This is a genomic window from Pseudomonas canadensis (assembly GCF_030980095.1).
Classification (GTDB): domain Bacteria; phylum Pseudomonadota; class Gammaproteobacteria; order Pseudomonadales; family Pseudomonadaceae; genus Aquipseudomonas; species Aquipseudomonas canadensis.
The window spans coordinates 4,204,530-4,224,147 of sequence record NZ_CP133298.1; the positions used below are offsets into that span (position 1 = coordinate 4,204,530).

At 59.6% G+C, this 19,618-nt stretch carries 15 protein-coding genes and 4 tRNA genes; 2 read left to right on the forward strand and 17 right to left on the reverse strand.

What is annotated here, in order from left to right; all coding sequences use genetic code 11:
- Nucleotides 1–148 precede the first annotated feature (148 nt).
- The 5 genes from asd to leuC all read right to left on the reverse strand — a co-directional run bounded on the left by asd (nucleotide 149) and on the right by leuC (nucleotide 5,435).
- Nucleotides 149–1,261, reverse strand: a complete 1,113-nt coding sequence (gene asd, locus RB216_RS19420; protein WP_016976627.1) for an aspartate-semialdehyde dehydrogenase — start codon at nucleotides 1,259–1,261, stop codon at nucleotides 149–151.
- Nucleotides 1,262–1,325: 64 nt separating this feature from the next.
- A complete protein-coding gene (leuB, locus tag RB216_RS19425; RefSeq protein WP_028617119.1) occupies nucleotides 1,326–2,408 on the reverse strand; it encodes a 3-isopropylmalate dehydrogenase in 1,083 nt (360 codons plus the stop codon).
- 53 nt (nucleotides 2,409–2,461) lie between these two features.
- A complete protein-coding gene (locus tag RB216_RS19430; RefSeq protein WP_028617120.1) occupies nucleotides 2,462–3,226 on the reverse strand; it encodes a class I SAM-dependent methyltransferase in 765 nt (254 codons plus the stop codon).
- 135 nt (nucleotides 3,227–3,361) lie between these two features.
- On the reverse strand, nucleotides 3,362–4,006 hold the full coding sequence (gene leuD, locus RB216_RS19435) for a 3-isopropylmalate dehydratase small subunit (protein WP_017256547.1): 645 nt from the start codon (nucleotides 4,004–4,006) through the stop codon (nucleotides 3,362–3,364).
- A gap of 10 nt (nucleotides 4,007–4,016) precedes the next feature.
- A complete protein-coding gene (gene leuC / locus RB216_RS19440; RefSeq protein WP_028617121.1) occupies nucleotides 4,017–5,435 on the reverse strand; it encodes a 3-isopropylmalate dehydratase large subunit in 1,419 nt (472 codons plus the stop codon).
- 139 nt (nucleotides 5,436–5,574) lie between these two features.
- On the opposite strand from leuC, the gene RB216_RS19445 reads away from it, so the two are divergent.
- Together RB216_RS19445 and RB216_RS19450 are read left to right on the forward strand one after the other, a co-directional pair.
- Nucleotides 5,575–6,465 carry a LysR family transcriptional regulator gene (locus RB216_RS19445; protein WP_028617122.1) on the forward strand — a complete coding sequence of 297 codons (891 nt, stop codon included), beginning with the start codon at nucleotides 5,575–5,577 and terminating at the stop codon, nucleotides 6,463–6,465.
- Nucleotides 6,466–6,531: 66 nt separating this feature from the next.
- The gene (locus tag RB216_RS19450) at nucleotides 6,532–9,828 is read left to right on the forward strand and encodes an EAL domain-containing protein (protein ID WP_308907759.1); all 3,297 of its coding nucleotides are present in this window, start codon (nucleotides 6,532–6,534) and stop codon (nucleotides 9,826–9,828) included.
- Here RB216_RS19450 and RB216_RS19455 read toward each other — a convergent pair.
- From RB216_RS19455 to gltX, 12 genes are all read right to left on the reverse strand, one after another.
- A complete protein-coding gene (locus RB216_RS19455) occupies nucleotides 9,825–11,750 on the reverse strand; it encodes a hypothetical protein (RefSeq protein WP_308907760.1) in 1,926 nt (641 codons plus the stop codon). The genes RB216_RS19450 and RB216_RS19455 overlap by 4 nt on opposite strands.
- Before the next feature lie 57 nt (nucleotides 11,751–11,807).
- Nucleotides 11,808–12,758 (reverse strand): hypothetical protein, encoded by a 951-nt coding sequence (locus RB216_RS19460; protein WP_268964266.1) that lies wholly within the window; start codon nucleotides 12,756–12,758, stop codon nucleotides 11,808–11,810.
- A gap of 80 nt (nucleotides 12,759–12,838) precedes the next feature.
- Nucleotides 12,839–13,795, reverse strand: a complete 957-nt coding sequence (locus RB216_RS19465; RefSeq protein WP_122687070.1) for a hypothetical protein — start codon at nucleotides 13,793–13,795, stop codon at nucleotides 12,839–12,841.
- A 551-nt stretch (nucleotides 13,796–14,346) separates the two neighbouring features.
- Nucleotides 14,347–15,324: a tRNA dihydrouridine synthase gene (locus RB216_RS19470; RefSeq protein WP_308907761.1), complete on the reverse strand. Its 978-nt coding sequence runs from the start codon at nucleotides 15,322–15,324 to the stop codon at nucleotides 14,347–14,349.
- 55 nt (nucleotides 15,325–15,379) lie between these two features.
- Complete coding sequence (locus RB216_RS19475) at nucleotides 15,380–15,814, reverse strand: acyl-CoA thioesterase (protein ID WP_028617128.1); 435 nt, start codon at nucleotides 15,812–15,814, stop codon at nucleotides 15,380–15,382.
- Between the two features lie 39 nt (nucleotides 15,815–15,853).
- Entirely contained in the window at nucleotides 15,854–16,687 is an 834-nt protein-coding gene (locus tag RB216_RS19480; RefSeq protein ID WP_028617129.1) for an alpha/beta hydrolase, read from the reverse strand.
- 15 nt (nucleotides 16,688–16,702) lie between these two features.
- Entirely contained in the window at nucleotides 16,703–17,242 is a 540-nt protein-coding gene (locus RB216_RS19485) for a TetR/AcrR family transcriptional regulator (RefSeq protein ID WP_010209050.1), read from the reverse strand.
- A 182-nt stretch (nucleotides 17,243–17,424) separates the two neighbouring features.
- Nucleotides 17,425–17,500 (reverse strand) — tRNA-Glu (locus tag RB216_RS19490).
- A 77-nt stretch (nucleotides 17,501–17,577) separates the two neighbouring features.
- Nucleotides 17,578–17,653: transfer RNA gene (locus RB216_RS19495), tRNA-Ala, on the reverse strand.
- A gap of 50 nt (nucleotides 17,654–17,703) precedes the next feature.
- Nucleotides 17,704–17,779, reverse strand: a tRNA-Glu gene (locus RB216_RS19500).
- A 78-nt stretch (nucleotides 17,780–17,857) separates the two neighbouring features.
- Nucleotides 17,858–17,933, reverse strand: a tRNA-Ala gene (locus RB216_RS19505).
- 147 nt (nucleotides 17,934–18,080) lie between these two features.
- On the reverse strand, nucleotides 18,081–19,562 hold the full coding sequence (gene gltX, locus RB216_RS19510; RefSeq protein WP_015884987.1) for a glutamate--tRNA ligase: 1,482 nt from the start codon (nucleotides 19,560–19,562) through the stop codon (nucleotides 18,081–18,083).
- Nucleotides 19,563–19,618: the final 56 nt, after the last annotated feature.

Here is a 19,618-nt window from a genome sequence, read left to right on the forward strand (position 1 = left end):
AGCGGCACTTTACCGGGTGGCTGGGGGTGAGGCAATTAACTCGGCTTTTGTGGTGTGGCTGATGGCCTGTTCGCGAGCAAGCCCCAAAGACCAATAAAAAACCCGCGCCTGTCACCAGAACGCGGGTTTCTTCAACACATCAAAGCGATCAACGCTCCAGCAAGATCCGCAGCATCCGGCGCAGCGGTTCGGCCGCGCCCCACAGCAGTTGGTCGCCTACGGTGAACGCGCCGAGGAACTGGCTGCCCATGTTCAGCTTGCGCAGGCGGCCCACTGGTACATTCAGGGTGCCGGTGACCTTGGTCGGGCTCAGCTCCTGCATGCTGATGTCGCGGTTGTTCGGCACCAGCTTGACCCAAGGGTTGTGCTGGCTGATCAAGGCTTCGATATCACTGATCGGTACGTCTTTGTTCAGCTTGATGGTCAGCGCCTGGCTGTGGCAGCGCATCGCGCCGATACGCACACAGATGCCATCCACCGGGATCGGGCTCTTGAAGCGACCGAGGATCTTGTTGGTCTCGGCCTGGGCCTTCCACTCTTCACGGCTCTGGCCGTTCGGCAGCTCTTTGTCGATCCACGGGATCAGGCTGCCGGCCAAAGGCACGCCGAAGTTCTCGGTCGGGTAGGCGTCGCTGCGCATGGCTTCGGCCACACGGCGGTCGATGTCGAGGATCGCGCTGGCCGGGTCGGCCAGTTGATCGGCGACAGCGGCGTGGGTCGCGCCCATCTGTTTGATCAGCTCACGCATGTTCTGCGCGCCGGCACCGGAGGCCGCCTGATAGGTCATGGCGCTCATCCACTCGACCAGGCCGGCTTCGAACAGGCCACCCAGGCCCATCAGCATCAGGCTGACTGTGCAGTTGCCGCCGACGTAGTTCTTGGTGCCCGCGTCCAGCTGCTGGTCGATGACCTTGCGGTTCACCGGGTCGAGGATGATCACGGCATCGTCCTGCATACGCAGGCTCGACGCGGCGTCGATCCAGTAACCCTGCCAGCCGGCTTCACGCAGCTTCGGGAAGACTTCGCTGGTGTAGTCGCCACCCTGACAGGTCAGAATCACGTCGAGGGTTTTCAGCTCTTCAATGTTGTAGGCGTCCTTGAGCGGGGCAATATCCTTACCCACGGACGGCCCTTGGCCACCAACGTTCGAAGTGGTGAAAAACACCGGCTCAATAAGATCGAAATCCTGCTCTTCCAGCATCCGCTGCATGAGCACGGAACCGACCATACCGCGCCAACCGATCAGACCTACACGTTTCATCGCAACTACACCTTGTTAAAAAGTGGGCCGCCTTGCAGCAACAACTGCAAGCGGGCCCGAGAGATTACAGATTCCGCAGCGCGGCGACTACTGCGTCGCCCATTTCTTGCGTACCGACCTTGGTGCAACCCTGCGACCAGATGTCGCCGGTGCGCAAGCCCTGGTCCAGAACCAGGCTCACGGCCTTCTCGATCGCGTCCGCCGCGTCCGCCAGGTTGAAGCTGTAACGCAGCATCATCGAGACCGACAAAATCGTCGCCAACGGGTTGGCAATGCCCTGGCCCGCGATGTCCGGCGCCGAACCGTGGCAAGGCTCGTACATGCCCTTGTTGTTGGTGTCCAGGGACGCCGACGGCAGCATGCCGATGGAACCCGTGAGCATCGACGCCTGGTCGGACAGGATGTCGCCGAACAGGTTGTCGGTGACGATCACGTCGAACTGCTTGGGTGCACGCACCAGTTGCATGGCCGCGTTATCGACATACATGTGGCTCAATTCGACGTCCGGGTAGTCCTTGGCCACTTCTTCGACGATTTCACGCCACAGCTGGCTGGAGGCCAGCACGTTGGCCTTGTCCACCGAGCAGACCTTCTTGCCACGCACACGGGCCATGTCGAAGCCGACACGGGCGATACGGCGGATTTCGCTCTCGCTGTACGGCAGGGTGTCGTAGGCCTGGCGCTCGCCATTTTCCAGCTCACGCACGCCACGTGGCGAGCCGAAGTAGATACCACCGGTCAGCTCACGCACGATCAGGATATCCAGGCCCGCGACCACTTCCGGCTTGAGGCTCGACGCATCGGCCAGTTGCGGGTAGAGGATCGCTGGGCGCAGGTTGCCGAACAGGCCCAGTTGGGCACGGATTTTCAGCAGGCCGCGCTCAGGGCGGATGTCACGTTCGATCTTGTCCCACTTCGGGCCGCCCACGGCGCCGAGCAGTACGGCGTCGGCCACACGCGCACGGTCCAGTGTCTCATCGGCCAGCGGTACGCCATGCTTGTCGATGGCGGCGCCGCCGATCACGTCGTGGCTCAGCTCGAAACCCAGGCTGTACTTGCTGTTGGCGAGTTCCAGCACCTTGACCGCTTCGGCCATGATTTCCGGACCAATACCGTCGCCAGGGAGAATCAGAATCTGCTTGCTCATGCGTTCCTCATTTCATCAAGCGACCCGCCCGTGGGCAGGTCGGGAAAAATCAATCAGCGTTCAGCGAAGACCACCAGCACGTCGGTGCTGAAGGTACCGTCGGCCTGAATTTCGTAATAATCGCGCACTTCCTGGCCCATCGCCTTTTGCAGCTCAAGGATGGCAGCGCGCAGTACTTCTGGCGTGCGCATGCGCTCGACCCACGAGGTGTATTCCAGGCGCAGACGCTGGCGACTGCTGGTGCGCACATGCAAGCCGGATTCGCTGAGCTGCTGCATCCATTCGGCGGCGGCGTAATCGCGCACGTGGCTGGTGTCGCGCAGCACTTCGACGGTTTGCAGGTAAGTGTCCAACAGCGGGCTGCCCGGTGACAAGACGTCGACGAACGCGGCCACACCACCCGGTTTAAGCACGCGGCGCACTTCACGCAGCGCCAGGCCGAGGTCGCTCCAGTGGTGGGCCGAGTAACGGCTGAACACGAAGTCGAACTCGCCATCGGCGAACGGCAGGCGCTCGGCGGCGCCGTGGACGGTGCGGATGTTGTCCAGACCGCGATCTGTCGCCGCAGCGGCGACTACGTCGAGCATCTGCTGGGACAGGTCGTAGGCGACGACTTCTTTGACCAGTGGCGCCACATGGAAACTGACGTGACCGGCACCACAGCCCAGATCCAGCAGTCGTGCAGCGCCCTGCCCGGCCAGTTCGGCCTGGAGCAGCGCGAATTCGGTGCCTTGGGCGTGCACGGCACTGCTCAGGTAGGCGGAGGCTTGCTCGCCGAATTGTTTTTGCACGACTTGGGTGTGGGCGGTGGTGGTCATGGTGATTTCCTTGGGTTTTGTGGTGTTGGTACGGGCGTTATCGCAGGCAAGCCAGCTCCCACAATTGACCGTGTTAACAGGTCAACATGTGGGAGTCGGGCTTGCCCGCGATGGGGCCCGCACGGTTACCGCAAATCAGGCATCGCGAAACAACCAAGGCTGGCTCGCCCGGTGCTTGGCTTCAAACGCGGCAATCGCATCGCCGTCCTGCAAGGTCAGGCCGATATCGTCCAAGCCGTTGATCAGGCAGTGCTTACGGAACGCATCCACTTCAAAGTGATACACCTTGCCGTCTGGACGGGTCACAGTTTGCGCGGCCAAGTCGACGGTCAGCTGGTAGCCCTCTTCGGCTTCCACCTGCTTGAACAGCTCGTCGACTTCCTCGTCGGTCAAGATGATCGGCAACAGGCCGTTCTTGAAGCTGTTGTTGAAGAAAATGTCGGCGTAGCTCGGCGCGATGATGCTGCGAAAGCCATATTCTTCCAGGGCCCACGGCGCGTGTTCACGGCTGGAACCGCAACCGAAGTTCTCACGGGCCAGCAGTACGCTGGCGCCTTGGTAACGGTCGGCGTTGAGAACGAAGTCCTTGTTCAGCGGGCGCTTGGAGTTGTCCTGGTAGGCGTAGCCCACGTCCAGGTAGCGCCACTCGTCGAACAGGTTCGGGCCGAAGCCGGTGCGTTTGATCGACTTCAAGAACTGCTTGGGGATGATCTGGTCGGTGTCGACGTTGGCACGATCCAAAGGGGCGACAAGGCCGGTGTGTTGAGTAAAAGCACGCATCGGGTATTCCTCAGATCAATTCGCGAACGTCGATGAAACGACCGTTGACGGCCGCCGCAGCGGCCATGGCCGGGCTGACCAAGTGGGTACGCCCACCCGCGCCCTGACGCCCTTCGAAGTTACGGTTGGAGGTGGACGCGCAATGCTCGCCCGATTCCAAACGGTCCGGGTTCATCGCCAGGCACATCGAGCAGCCTGGCTCACGCCATTCAAAACCGGCTTCAAGGAAGATCTTGTCGAGGCCTTCGGCTTCGGCTTGCGCTTTGACCAGGCCCGAACCCGGCACCACGATGGCTTGCTTGATGGTCGATGCCACTTTGCGGCCCTTGGCGATCACCGCCGCTGCGCGCAGGTCTTCAATCCGCGAGTTGGTGCAGGAACCGATGAACACGCGATCCAACTGGATATCGGTGATCGCCTGGTTGGCCTGCAAACCCATGTACTTCAAGGCGCGCTCGATGGAACCACGCTTGACCAGGTCGGCCTCTTTGGCCGGGTCCGGCACGTTCTGGTCAACGGCCAGGACCATTTCCGGCGAAGTGCCCCAACTGACTTGTGGCTTGATCTGAGCAGCGTCGAGTTCGACCACGGTGTCGAACACCGCATCGGCGTCGGAGACCAGGTCTTTCCAGGCCTCTACCGCAGCGTCCCAATCCGCGCCTGCCGGAGCGAAAGGACGACCCTTGACGTATTCAACGGTCTTTTCGTCCGCCGCCACCATGCCCACGCGGGCACCGGCTTCGATGGACATGTTGCAGATGGTCATGCGGCCTTCGATGGACAGGTCGCGAATGGCGCTGCCGGCGAACTCGATGGCATGGCCGTTACCGCCGGCGGTGCCGATCTTGCCGATCACGGCGAGGACAATGTCTTTAGCGGTCACACCGAACGGCAATTTGCCCTCAACGCGAACCAGCATGTTCTTCATCTTCTTGGCGACCAGGCACTGGGTGGCGAACACATGTTCCACCTCGGACGTGCCGATGCCATGGGCCAGGGCGCCAAAGGCACCGTGGGTCGACGTGTGCGAATCACCGCAGACCACGGTCATGCCCGGCAAAGTGGCGCCCTGCTCCGGGCCGATCACGTGCACGATGCCTTGACGCACGTCATTCATCTTGAATTCGGTAATGCCATATTCGTCGCAGTAGTCGTCGAGGGTCTGCACCTGCAAACGCGACACCTGATCGGCAATGGCTTCGATGCCGCCCTTGCGCTCAGGGGTGGTGGGCACGTTGTGGTCTGGCGTGGCGATGATGGAGTCGACGCGCCAAGGCTTGCGCCCGGCCAGTCGCAGGCCTTCGAACGCTTGGGGCGAGGTCACTTCATGGATGATGTGACGGTCGATATAGATCAGCGATGAGCCATCATCGCGCCGTTTCACTTCATGGGAATCCCAAAGCTTGTCGTAAAGCGTTTTGCCGGCCATCAGTCGGTCCTCATCAGCGGTGTTCTCTATGCCGGGCTTTTCAATAACCCTTTGGCTTGTGAGGCTGATGGTATGGCGCTACATTAAATAACTCAAATTCATATTTTTTATGCTTTGGATTACCAACTGGAATACTACAATGGACCTGGCCAACCTCAACGCCTTTATTGCCATCGCCGAGACCGGCAGCTTCTCCGGCGCCGGCGAGCGCCTGCACCTGACCCAACCGGCCATCAGCAAGCGTATTGCCGGCCTGGAGCAACAATTGAAGGTGCGCTTGTTCGATCGCCTGGGTCGGGAAGTCGGTCTGACCGAGGCTGGACGGGCCTTGCTGCCCCGCGCTTATCAGATTCTCAACGTGCTGGACGACACGCGTCGCGCCCTGACCAACCTGACCGGCGAAGTCAGCGGCCGCCTGACCCTGGCCACCAGCCACCACATCGGCCTGCATCGCTTGCCGCCGGTGCTGCGCACTTTTACCCGGGAATACCCGAATGTGGCGCTGGATATTCAGTTCCTCGATTCGGAAGTGGCCTACGAAGAAATCCTCCATGGCCGCGCCGAAGTGGCGGTGATCACGCTGGCGCCCGATCCTCACAACCTGGTGCGCGCCACCCCAGTCTGGGACGACCCGCTGGATTTCGTGGTGGCGCCGGAGCACAGCCTGATCAGCAACGGACGCATCAGCCTGGCCGATATTGCCGGCCACCCAGCGGTTTTCCCCGGTGGCAACACCTTTACCCACCATATCGTCAGCCGGTTGTTCGAGGCCCAGGGCCTCACGCCGAACATCGCGATGAGCACTAACTACCTGGAAACTATCAAGATGATGGTGTCCATCGGCCTGGCCTGGAGCGTGTTGCCGCGCACCATGCTCGATGATCAGGTGGCAAGTATCGCTTTGCCGGGCATACAGCTCAGTCGCCAGCTAGGCTATATCGTGCACACCGAAAGGACGCTGTCGAATGCTGCGCGGGCTTTCATGAGCCTATTGGATGCACAAGTCGATCTGCCAGGGACCCCGGCATGAAACTGTGCGGCCTCAAGGTCAGAACTGAACCGCGCCTTACGCCCATTGAGCCAAGGCCCTTTGATAATGCGCAACCCCGTCGATTCCGTGCCACCCTTGCCCCGCATCTACGCCCTTGACCCTCAAGCGGCGGAACAAAGCTGGGACAACGCTCCGCAATTGCTGGCAGCGCTCAATGCTGCCCGGCTGGGTGCGTGGAGTTGGGAGATCGACACCGGCAGAATAAGCTGGTCGCGCGGCACCCAGGCACTGTTCGGTTTTGATCCGCGCCAGCCGCTGCCCAAGGATCTGGATTACCTCGACCTGCTCGCGCCAGAGGATCGCGCCCGTGTGGTGCGGGCCTTTCATGCCGTACTGGCGGGCGAGCCGTTCGAACAGGCCATGCATCACCACATCCAGTGGCCGGACGGCACTCACCACTGGCTGGAGATCAATGGCAGCATGGCACCCGACAAGGCGGGCCGGCGCCGCATGATCGGGGTGATCCGCGAGACCACCCGCCAGCGCGAACGAGAGTACGCCCTCAGTCACTCCGAAAAACGCTTCGCCACGTTGTTCCACCTGTGCCCGAACATGGTCCTGCTGACCCGCCAGGCCGACGGGCTGATCAGCGAAGCCAACCAATACTTCGAAATGCTGTTCGGCTGGCCGCTCGCCGACGCCATCGGCCGCACCACCCTGGACCTGGGTCTGTGGCGTCACCCGGAGCAACGTGCGCAGTTGGTGAAGGCTACGCAGCGCAAGGGCGAGCCCATCACCATGGAGGTGCAGTTTTGCGCCAGCAACGGCCAGATCCACGACGGCACCCTAAGCGCGCAAAAGGTCGAGCTGGAGGGCGAGGCCTACCTGATCAGCACGTTTCTGGACACCACCGAGCGCAAAAACGCCGAGCAAGCCCTCAAGGACAGTCAGGAACGCCTCGACCTGGCTCTGGATTCAGCGCAACTGGGTACCTGGGACTGGCACATCCCCACCGGCATGCTCTATGGCTCGGCCCGCGCCGCCCAATTGCACGGCCTGCCGCCGGAACCCTTCCATGAATCCTTCGACGCCTTCTTCGAAGGCATGCCCGATGACGAGCGCGAGAGCATGCGCAACGCCTACCGCACTCTGCGTGAGGGCCCGGCCGGCAACTACCAACTGACTTACCGCGTGCCCATGGAAGACGGCAGCTCACGCTACCTCGAAAGCCGCGCGCGCCTGTACCGCGATGAACACGGCGCGCCGCTGCGCATGGCCGGCACCTTGCTCGACATCACCGACCAGGTCGAACGCGAACAACGCCTGACCGCCTCCGAAGAGAAATTCGCCAGCCTGTTCCAGGCCAGCCCCGATCCGATCTGCGTCACCAGCCTGGACAGCGGCGCGTTTATCGAGATCAACCCCGCGTTTACCCAGACTTTTGGCTGGACGGCCGCCGAGGTAATCGACAAAAGTGCCGAGCAGATCGGCCTGTGGGACGAATCCAGCAAGCGCCTGCAGCGAATCGAGCGAGTGATCCGCGAGCAGGCGCTGAGCAATGTGGCGATCGTGGTGCATCACAAGAATGGTCAGGCACTGACCTGCGTGATTTCCAGCAGGCTGATCAAAGTGGGGGACCAGCCGTGTATCGTCACCACCTTGCGTGACATCACTCAGCAACAACGCTCGGAAGCCGCGCTCAAGGCCAGCGAAGAGAAATTCGCCAAGGCCTTCCATTCCAGCCCTGACGCGATTTCCATCACCGAGCGCGACACTGGCCGCTATGTGGAGGTCAACGACGGCTTCTGCCGCCTGACCGGCTATCGCGCCGAGGAAGCCATCGGCCTGACCCTTTACCAGATCGGCATCTGGGCCGACGAGAACCAGCGTGCCGCGCTACTGGCCGAATTGCAGATCAAGGGCCGCATCCATCACCTGGAAATGCTCTGGCACAACAAACGCGGTGAGTTACTGGCGGTAGAAGTCTCGGTTGAACCCATCACCCTCAACGAAACCCCCTGCCTGCTGCTGACCGCACGGGACGTGAGCCTGCTGAAAAACGCCCAGGCGCAGATCCGTCACCTGGCCTACCACGACCCACTGACCAACCTGCCCAACCGCGCCTTGTTGATGGACCGCCTGAGCCAGCAGATCGCGCTGCTCAAGCGGCATAACCTGCGCGGCGCGCTGCTGTTCCTCGACCTCGACCACTTCAAGCACATCAACGACTCCCTCGGCCATCCGGTCGGCGACACGGTGCTGAAGATCGTCACCGCACGCCTGGAAGCCAGCGTACGCATGGAAGACACGGTGGCGCGCCTGGGTGGCGATGAGTTCGTGGTGCTGCTCAGCGGCCTGGATGGCACCCGCCTGGAAGTCAGCAATCAGGTACAGGAACTGGCTGACACCTTGCGCGAGCTGCTTTCGGAGCCGATGTTCTTGGATGGCCATCGCCTGCAGGTCACGCCCAGTATTGGCGTGGCGCTGATTCCCGACCACGGCACCACGCCGGCGGACTTGCTCAAGCGGGCCGATATCGCTCTGTACCGCGCCAAGGATTCCGGGCGCAATACCACGCAGATGTTCCACAACAGCATGCAGAAAACCGCCAGCGAACGCCTGCGCATGGAGACCGACCTGCGCCTGGCCCTGTCGCGTGGCGAGTTCAGTGTGCATTACCAACCGCAGGTGGATGCACGCGGCAACCGCATCGTCGGCGCCGAGGCCCTGGTGCGCTGGCAGCATCCACAACTGGGGGCGCAGTCGCCTTCCGAATTCATCAAGGTGCTGGAGGACAGCGGCCTGATCCTTGAAGTCGGCACTTGGATCCTGGATGAAGCCTGTGCGGCCTTCCAACAGTTGATCGGGGAAGGCCTGGTCGACCCGCTGAATTTCAGCCTGTGCGTGAACATCAGCCCTCGGCAGTTCCGCCAGAACGACTTCGTGGAGCGGGTGGAGCGCAGCCTCAAGCAGCACGAATTGCCATTCAGCCTGTTGAAACTGGAAATCACCGAGGGCATCGTGATCCAGAACCTGGACGACACCATCAGCAAAATGCGCCGCCTGAAAAAACTCGGCGTGAGCTTTGCGATGGATGACTTCGGCACCGGGTACTCATCACTGACCTACCTCAAACGCCTGCCGGTGGATGCGCTGAAGATTGATCAATCCTTCGTGCGTGACGCCACCCATGATCCCAACGACGCCGAGATCATCCGCGCCATTGTCGCCATGGCCCGTAGCCTGAACCTGGAGGTGATTGCCGAAGGCGTGGAAACCCAGGACCAACTGGCCTTCCTGCAGGGCCTGGGTTGCCATTTGTACCAAGGGTATTTGCACAGTCGACCGCTGCCTATGATCGGATTCCGGGAGCGTTTGCTCGCGGGAGATGGCCGGGGTTAAACCAGTTTCAAGGCGTGACCGCCCTGTTGCATCCAGGGCGAACCTGGCAACTTGCGCTTGATGCCATATTCATCAATCGCCCCCTCAGCCACGACCACCGAATGCCCGAAGTTCGCCAAGGTGCCTGGCACGCCTGATGCCAGCTCCTGCACGCTACTGGAGCGGGTAAAGGCGTACAGGCCGAGGCGGCGTAACGCATCGCCCGGAACCTCACCGTCGTTCAGCGTTTTCAGGGCGGCGTCGAAACCCGCGCCCGCGCGAAATTCGTGATTTTCCAGTTGGGCACGCTTGGCGCTCGCCGCGTAGAGAAAGACAGCATCGTCAACCAGGCCTTTATCCTCACCATGAAAGTTGGCGGCCGCTCGCGCCCTTTCCAACTCGGCATGAGTGAGACTCACCGTGCAACCATCACGCATGGTGAGGGTGAAACCTTCGGGCGTTTCGGTGACACGCTTGAAGGTCCCCAGAGGGTTTTGCCCGTACTTCATCATCGCTGCCTTGATGGCCGACACCGTGACGCAGTTACCCTCAACACCTTGATAGAAACCGCTCCAGATATTGTCGGGCTTGACGCCGACGGGTGCAGCCGGGAACTGCGCAAGCCTGGCGCTGTGGTTGACAGGCAAGTCCGCAGCCAGCTGGTAGCCGTAGCTTTTACCGACGGACTCCTTCTTGTTACCGCTATGTTTGATGCCATTCACTACCAATGCACCTGCATAGCTATAGGTATCGGTGACGCCGACGCTGTGCGGTTCGAGCAGTTTGTCGGGTGGCACCATCCGCAAATAGCCGATTACCCCCATCCCCTTCAAGACGCCGTAAATGTGTGCTCCCTGCAAGGAGCTCGATAACGCCGTATCAAACGGGACATTACTCTTAACTTGTTTGCCCTTGACATAGGCGGCCAGCATGAAATTGGCATCGGCGACCATTTGCGCGTCAGGGCCGGTAAACCGGGAGGCTTCGGCAGTGCGTCGCAACTCCTCCTTTGACAACTTCACTCCAAAACCATCTTTCATAGTGACGCTGTATCCATTCTCAACGACCTCGACCTTTTCAAACATGTCGGAGGGCGAACGACCGAACCTGAGCATCATCATCTTGATCACAGAGATATAGCTGCTCATCTCAGCTACGTCACCGAAACTTCGCTCGGCCTCAGTGAAACCACGCAAAACCTCGGCGGCCTTGGGGCGGAGACTCGTCGTGGCCAGGTCGACTTCTGGCTCGACGATCGGAGTGAAGGCCGCCGGGATGATGCAGGGCTTCGGCGCACTTTCGTGCACCAGCGTATACATGTAGCTACGGTCAGGCGAACTCGCCCCGCCCAACCGGTGAGCCACGCCAGCATGAATCAGAGAGCCACCAAGGTCCCAACTGTCAGCCACTCCCATCCCGCCTGTGCCGACAACCGCGGCAGTGGGTACATATTGAATCTGGCCGGACAGCCCCAGCCCTTTGAGTATGTTAAAGGGCGTTTCACCCTGTAGGGTTCGAGTCAGGACCGAGGCAAAACCTGGCAGACCAGCAGCGTCTGCGTTGCGCAGATGCTTGCGTTTGACGAACGCAGCCAGGATGAAATTGGCGGTGTTCAATACCCCCTCGTCATGACCGGTAAAACGCGATGCAGCAGCCGCCTGCTGCAACTCCTGCCTGGAAAGATGCACCCTGTAACCATCTTTCATGGTTACATCGTAACCATCGCAATCAATCCGTACATCGTTGAACATATCGATAGGATGCGGGCCAAACGTGAGCATCATCAACTTGATGACCGCGCTGTGCGAACTCGCGTTGAAATGCTCGCCGAAACCCCGCTCCGGCGCATCGAATGCTGGAATGCGAGAGATTTCAGCGTGGCTCGACAACTGCGCTGCCATGGGATTTGAGCGCGCGAAAGATCCAATTGCAAACGTACTCATATCGTTAACTCTTTTACTAATAAGTTGGACGAGTTCGTGCCAGATCATATGTTGTCGTCAGATCAACGCGATGGCTTGGCCGTGTGTAGGCCGGCCGCCTTTGCGCCCATAGAGCTCTTCATGCCCATCCACGACAGCCACTGAGTGCCCGCTCCGATTGACCATGCCAATCAAAGATTTATCAGCGAAATCACGTGCCGATACGCGCTTCATATGATCCTTTAGCCCCAGCCGCATGAAGCCCTCCCCCGGCCCACACTCATCCTCACCTTCGTTAAGGCTTCTTATGGCGGCTTCAAAATTTTTACCTGCCCACCCGTCGTTATTCTCGTTTTGCGCTCGCTTGGCAGAACATGCAAACAGGAAGTGCGCATCCTTGAGCATTTCGAGATCAGTTCCCCCAACGAAGTTCGAGCCGCGAATGGCACTTTCCAGCTCCGCCTTACTGAGTTTTACAGTCACGTCATCACGCATCACGACCTTAAATCCATCGGCGGTTTTCTCGACAGACTTGTAAATATCCTTAGGGCTTTGGCCAAACTTTTCCATCGCCGCCTTGATTGCGGAGATCGTTACGCAGTTACCATTCATGCCCTGACGAAAACCGCTGAAGACATTAGTGGGCTTTGAACCTTTAGGTTTATTGGAAAGCTCGGGAATAGGTCCGCCTTGTTTATCGGTGGGTTTCGTATCGGGAGTGGGTGGCACAGGTCGCGGCGGTACAGGTACATCATTGTTTTTTGGCTCAACCGGACGCACGTCGCCACGCAGGAGGCTTTGCAATTGGGTGAAAAACTGCTTGAACAGTTCTCTCAACAGGTTGAATAAGGCGGAAGTGCCCGCGTTATCACTGAAACTATCGGACTTCACCTCTGAGGGAGGAACAGGTGTTGCAGTCCGAATGTTTTCTCTTCGTGCAGAATCAAGCGATGCACGAACTGAAAGGTCTGGTGCCCGGTAAGGTTCAATAGTTGGCGGTGCAACACGGTTATGGCTTATCGATACCATGGCTTAACTCTCATTGAGTGCCCCCTGGCCGTCACGACCAGGGAGCCAGCGTTTATGTTTGACCCATCAAGATAACGGGCTCAAAAACGTGAGCGGAGGCTGGGCCTGTTAGCTCGATGGTTGTCGAAACGCGTTTGGGAATGGCAGCTGAAATCATCAACCAAGTCATCAGGTGCAGGGCAAGTAAGATCTGGAATGGATGGGGTGACCGGAGGCTGTGGCGACGGGTTCGTATCAAGCCCCGGCGACACTGGCAGTTGTGGCGATGGCTGCTTATCAAGCGCCGGCATTAGTGGCGGTTGTGGCGATGGCTTCGTATCAAGCCCCGGCGTCACTGGCGGTTGTGGCGTAACTTTCTCACCTGTATGCGGGCAATGACAGTTCTGGACCTGCACCGTCACGTTCACATCAGACGACAGCTTGTTCTTATAATCCTCAGGGATGAGAGAAGGCCTTGCCGGCTGGGCATCGAGCTTGCCGTCAGGCGACGTGGTCATCTGGGTACGGCCATCGGGCATGACCTTAACCTCCGAGCCCGGCTTCACCAGTGTCTTGGTATCCGCTTCGGGAGCAACCTTGTGCTCCGCCTTCGCATCCGGAACGACCTTGGCATCAGTACTAGGCAGCACGGTCGTCTTGGTATCCGCCCCCGGCGCAACCTTCTGCTCCGCCTTCGCATCCGGAACGACCTTGGCATCGGTGCCAGGCAGCACGGTCGTCTTGGTATCCAAACCAGGCTTCACTTGGGGCTGGGCATCAAGTTCACCGGGCTGGCGGGGCAACACCCCCATTCCCGCGAGCATGCTACGCATCGCCTTGACCATGAACTCAAACATGGTAAACAACTTTTCCAGGGACTCCTTATTCATCGGCACACTGTTTTCTTTTGGTGCCGGACCACTGTCCTTAAGAAACTTATTCATACTGTCCATAGACGCAGACAATTCGAGCGACTTATCAGCTTGCACGGAAGGCTGATTAAGCTGTGCATAATGTGTATTCATCGGAAGGAATTGCTTGTTCGAGACATTAGACATGTTTTTATTCCTAAAACTGCGCCCACTCCCGCACTGGCAGGAGAGAGACAATTATTGACATTAAGTGTGGAACAACAGTGAGCTCAACAAACTCGCAAGATTCGTGGGGCGTAACGCAGATGAGTTCCGAACAATCGAGACTTATATAAAGAAACCAAATGACCACCAGAGACGTTTGCCTGTGGACATCCGCAGGAAAATTCAGGCTGTACGCGCCTCACACCCCCGCAAGAGTGGAAACGTAAAGAAACACCCCACGAACAAAGCAACTTAAAGAAAACAACAAAGCTATATAAAAAATAAAAAGCATGTTAGTCAGCGCGCACGCAAGCCCCCTAGAACATTAAAAATTAAAGATTGGTATCATTCGAGGCAGATATTAATACGTCCTTGCACATATCTCGCAACACCACAAATAAAACGCCCAAAACAAATAAACACATCAGGCTGGCCAGGTAGTGCCTGGTGACGCCAAACGCATTTTTCAGACAAAAAAAAGGCACCTTTCGGCGCCCCTTGCAGCAATAGATGAAACACCTATATATGTAAACCTAATCTTGCAATGCAGCCGGCTGTTCAGACTGTGCGGGCATGCCCAGCAAACGCCCGACCTGCTCCAGGTCGGTTTCCCTGCGCATCAGCGTAAACAACTCCACCGCCTCTGGATAATTGCGGGTGAGCATCGCCAGCCATTGCTTCAAACGCCCCGGCGCCTGGCGCTCGGTCAATTGCGCCACCGATTGAGTCCAGAAATCCTGAAGCATGGGCTGCATGTCTGCCCAGGTCATCTCGACGACTTCCTCGCCCGCCCGCGCGGCAGCGATCTGCCGCGCTAGGTCCGGACGCGCGACCAGGCCACGGCCCAGCATGATGTCTTCGGCGCCACTCACTTCGCGACAGCGCTTCCAGTCTTCAACGCTCCAAATATCACCATTGGCGAAGACTGGCACCTTGACCACATCCTGTACGCGCGGGATCCACTCCCAGTGGGCGGGCGGCTTGTAGCCATCGGTCTTGGTGCGCGCATGTACCACGATATGCGCCGCGCCACCCTCGGCCAGCGCCGTAGCACAGACCAGGGCGCCATCCGGACTGTCGAAGCCTAGGCGCATCTTGGCGGTGACCGGAATGTGGGCCGGCACGGCGCGGCGCACGTGTTCGACGATCTGGTTGAGCAGCTCGGGCTCTTTGAGCAGCACCGCACCGCCACGGGACTTGTTGACGGTCTTGGCCGGGCAGCCGAAGTTCAGGTCGATGACCTGCGAGCCGAGTTCACAGGCCAATGCCGCATTTTCCGCCAGGCACACCGGGTCGGAGCCGAGCAATTGCACGCGCAGCGGCACGCCGGCAGCGGTGTGGGCGCCGTGCAGCAGTTCCGGGGCGAGCTTGTGGAAATACGCGGGGGTGAGCAGGCGGTCGTTGACGCGGATGAACTCGGTCACGCACCAGTCAATACCGCCGACACGGGTCAGCACGTCCCGCAGGATGTTGTCGACCAACCCCTCCATGGGCGCCAAAGCAATTTGCATGGAAAACACTCAACAAAAATCGTGGCGCAGTTTACTGGGTTTCCCACAGCAACCGTTAACCCCCTGTCAGGGCGGGGCCATAACCGTCGAGAAACTCAGCGGGCATACGCTTGGGCTTGCCGGTGGAGAGTTCGATGCAGACAAAGGTGGTTTGTGCACGCAGCAGGGTGGTGCCATCACGCGGGCGGACCAGCTGGAACCGCCGGGTCATCTTCAGGCGCTGGTCCCAGTCGACGATCCAGGTGGCCAGTTGCAGTTCATCGCCCTCGTAGCCGGCGGCCAGGTAGTCGATCTCATGGCGCACCACCGCCATGGCGCGGTCCAGGCGGCGGTATTCGGTCAGGTCCAGGCCCAAGCGCTGGGAATGGCGCCAGGCACAGCGCTCCAGCCAGGACACGTACACCGCGTTGTTGGCGTGCCCCAGGCCGTCGATGTCTTCAGGGGCGACCTGCAGATCGATGATAAACGGCGTTGCCAAATCCCAGCCCATGCCTTGCTCCCAGTCGATTAACTTAACCGGGGCAGTGTATCAGGCGGTTTGCCGCGCCTGTAGACGACGGCCGGCGAGCAACGCCAGCACAGCGTCGATTACGCGAGGGTCGGCCAGCACTTTCTGATGCCCACCCTGCTCCAGGCGCAACAGGCGGCTGTCGAACCAGGCTTCGTGAATGGCCTGAGAGGCCTTGACCGGGACGAAAGCATCGTCTTCGGCATGCACGATCAGGCCAGGGATATTCATCTGGTAGTGGGCCACATCCAAGTGCTTGAGCGGCATGCCGAACGTTTGCTCGACTTCCTGGATGAAGGCTGAGCGCGCCCGCGCCGGCAAACCGACCATCTTGGTGAAGCCGCGCAGCACATCCAGGAAGCGAGACGGCGCAGCGATGCTTACCAACGCCTCGGTCCGCAAACCCAACTGCACCGCCAGCATCGCACTGGCGCCGCCCATGGAATGGCCAATCACCGCGTGCAGTGGCGGCAACTCGGCTGCCGCTTCGAGCATGGCACGGGCGAACAGCAGCACATGGGCTTCACGCCCTGGCGAACGGCCATGGGCGGGACCGTCCAGCGCAATCACTGAGTAACCGTTATCGACCAATGCCGTGATCAGGCTGGCAAATTGAGTCGGCCGCCCTTCCCAACCGTGCATCAGCAACACTGCCGGCCCTTGGCCCCAGCGCAAGGCGGACAAACCAAAACGCAAGGTGATGCGCTCCGATTGCGCCAGCAGCGGCAGCTCCCAATCACGCGGCGGCAGGTCGCGGGGCGTCATGAAGGCACGGCGCATCTTGTTGGCCACCGTTTGCGGCGCCAGATGCCCCAGGGTGCCGTTGAAGCGACGGATCCAGGTTAACGTGCCCATGGTGACAGCCCTCTTCTAGCGCACGGCCGACTTGGCGGCGCGCAGCACACGGTCAGACAACTCACCCGGCCCCAAGGCACGGGCCAAGGCCAGGCCACCGATCATCAGTGCCATGTCGGCCAGGGCTTTATCGGTGTCTTCAGGACTGGCGGCGAGTTGCGCGGCCATCAGCTCGCAGTGTTCGTTCAGCGCTTGGCGGAACTCATCCGGCAGGCGGCTCATCTCGCCGACAGTCGCCGGAATCGGGCAGGCCTGGGCGGTTGAGTCACGGTGCTTGCGCGACAGGTAGAACGCCGCCACCAGGCTTCTGCGCTCCTCTCCGGTCAACTGGGCGTCCATGTCATCAATCGACGCACGACGCTTGGCCAGCAACTGGGTGAAGGCCTCCAGCATCAGTGCGTCCTTGCTTTCGAAATGCGCGTAAAAACCACCGACGGTCAGCCCCGCCGCGCCCATGACTTCACCCACACTCGGTTCGGCCGGACCGCGCTGGATCAACGCGGCGCTGGCGGCCTGCAGAATGCGTTCGCGGGTTTGCGCTTTTTTATCGCTCATCATTGCCTCCGATGTTCATGGGTTGAATATTATTACCATAATAATATTTCACAAGCCACAGGCATGACCGCTGGTCAGAAGAGAAGAATGGGATGGAGGATAGATTTGGCCAAACGCCAGACAAACAAAAGGGCCATTCAATAATTGAATGACCCCTAAAAATCCCGCAGAGCGGGTAATCGTGGCGTCCCCTAGGGGACTCGAACCCCTGTTACCGCCGTGAAAGGGCGGTGTCCTAGGCCACTAGACGAAGGGGACACAAACCTTCTGTACACTGATCAGACTGAGACTGATCGATCCAAGGACGGTGTGGCCGGAACCTTGGAACTGTAAATTGGTGGAGCTAAACGGGATCGAACCGTTGACCTCTTGCATGCCATGCAAGCGCTCTCCCAGCTGAGCTATAGCCCCAAATTTTTCGTCTTTCGACGCAGCAGACCTTCCGAACTGCTTGTTGAAAATGGCGTCCCCTAGGGGACTCGAACCCCTGTTACCGCCGTGAAAGGGCGGTGTCCTAGGCCACTAGACGAAGGGGACAAAACCTTCTGTACAACTGATCAGGGCTGAGACCTGATCGATTCAAGGACGGTGTGGCCAGACCTTGAACCTGTAAATTGGTGGAGCTAAACGGGATCGAACCGTTGACCTCTTGCATGCCATGCAAGCGCTCTCCCAGCTGAGCTATAGCCCCTCATCGGTGAGGACGGGGCGAATCTTAATGGCGCTTTGGAAGTGTGTCAAATTTATTTTCAACATTTTCCAAAATTTTTTGCCGGGATAACAATCACTTACCGTCGAAACCCCGGAAAACCGGGGTTTCGCCGTTTCAACCGCGTGCTTAAGCGATAGCGCCCAGCAGCTTTTCCCACTCTTTGTTTTCTTTCTTCGACACACCACCAAGCAAATCAAGGGCTTGGCGCAGACGGAAACGGGTCAGGTCCGGGCCGAGAATTTCCATCGCATCGAGCACCGACACCGAACTGGCCTGCCCGGTGATCGCAGCAAACATCAGCGGCATGGCATCGCGCAGTTTCAATTCCAGGGATTCCACCACCGCCTGGATCGTCGCGGTAATCGCATCCTTCTCCCACTGTCGCAGGCTTTCCAGCTTCCACAGGATCAACTGCATCAATTGGCGAACCTGGTCACCCGAGAGTTTCTTGGACTCGAACAGCTTAGGGTCAGGATTCACGCCCCCGGCAAAGAAGAAGCTGGCCAACGGCGCGACCTGGCTGAACGTCTCCACCCTGCCCTGCACCAGCGGCGCGATCTTCATCATGTATTCAGGGTTCAACGCCCACTGCTGCACGCGGCTGGCGAATTCTTCCACCGGCAGGTCACGCAGCCACTGGCCGTTGAGCCACGACAGCTTCTCGATATCGAAGATCGGTCCGCCGAGCGACACGCGGGACAGGTCGAAGTTATCGACCATTTCCTGCAGCGAGAACTTCTCGCGCTCATCCGGCATCGACCAGCCCATGCGACCCAGGTAGTTGAGCATCGCTTCCGGCATGAAGCCCATACGCTCGTAGAAGGTCACCGAGGTCGGGTTCTTGCGCTTGGACAGCTTGCTCTTGTCCGGGTTACGCAGCAGCGGCATGTAGCACAGCTGCGGTTGTTCCCAGCCGAAGTACTCGTAGAGCAGGATCAACTTCGGCGCCGACGGCAGCCATTCTTCGCCGCGCAGCACGTGGGTGATGCCCATCAGGTGGTCGTCGACCACGTTGGCCAGGAAGTACGTCGGCAGGCCGTCGGTCTTCATCAGCACCTGCATGTCCATGCGGTCCCACGGAATCTCGACGTCACCGCGCAGCATGTCCGGCACCACGCACACGCCTTCACTCGGCACCTTCATGCGGATCACGTGAGGCTCGCCGGCAGCCAGGCGCTGGGCCACTTCTTCTTTCGACAGCAGCAACGCGCGGCCATCGTAGCGCGGGGTTTCGCCACGGGCCTGTTGCTCGGCGCGCATCTGGTCCAGTTCTTCCGCGGTGCAGAAGCACGGGAACGCATGGCCCATGTCGACCAGTTGCTGGGTGTACTGCTTGTAAATGTCGCTGCGCTCGCTCTGGCGGTACGGGCCGTGCGGGCCGCCGACATCCGGGCCTTCGGCCCAGGTAATGCCCAGCCAGCGCAGGGCATCGAAAATCTGCTGTTCCGACTCACGGGTGGAGCGCAGTTGGTCGGTGTCTTCGATCCGCAGGATGAATTCACCGCCGTGCTGCTTGGCAAAGCAGTAGTTGAACAAGGCGATGTAAGCAGTGCCGACGTGGGGATCCCCAGTAGGCGATGGCGCGATGCGCGTGCGGACGGTGGTCATGGCAGGTCTCGAATGGGCGATATAACTGAAAATTGAAACAAGGGGCGAATGGTAAC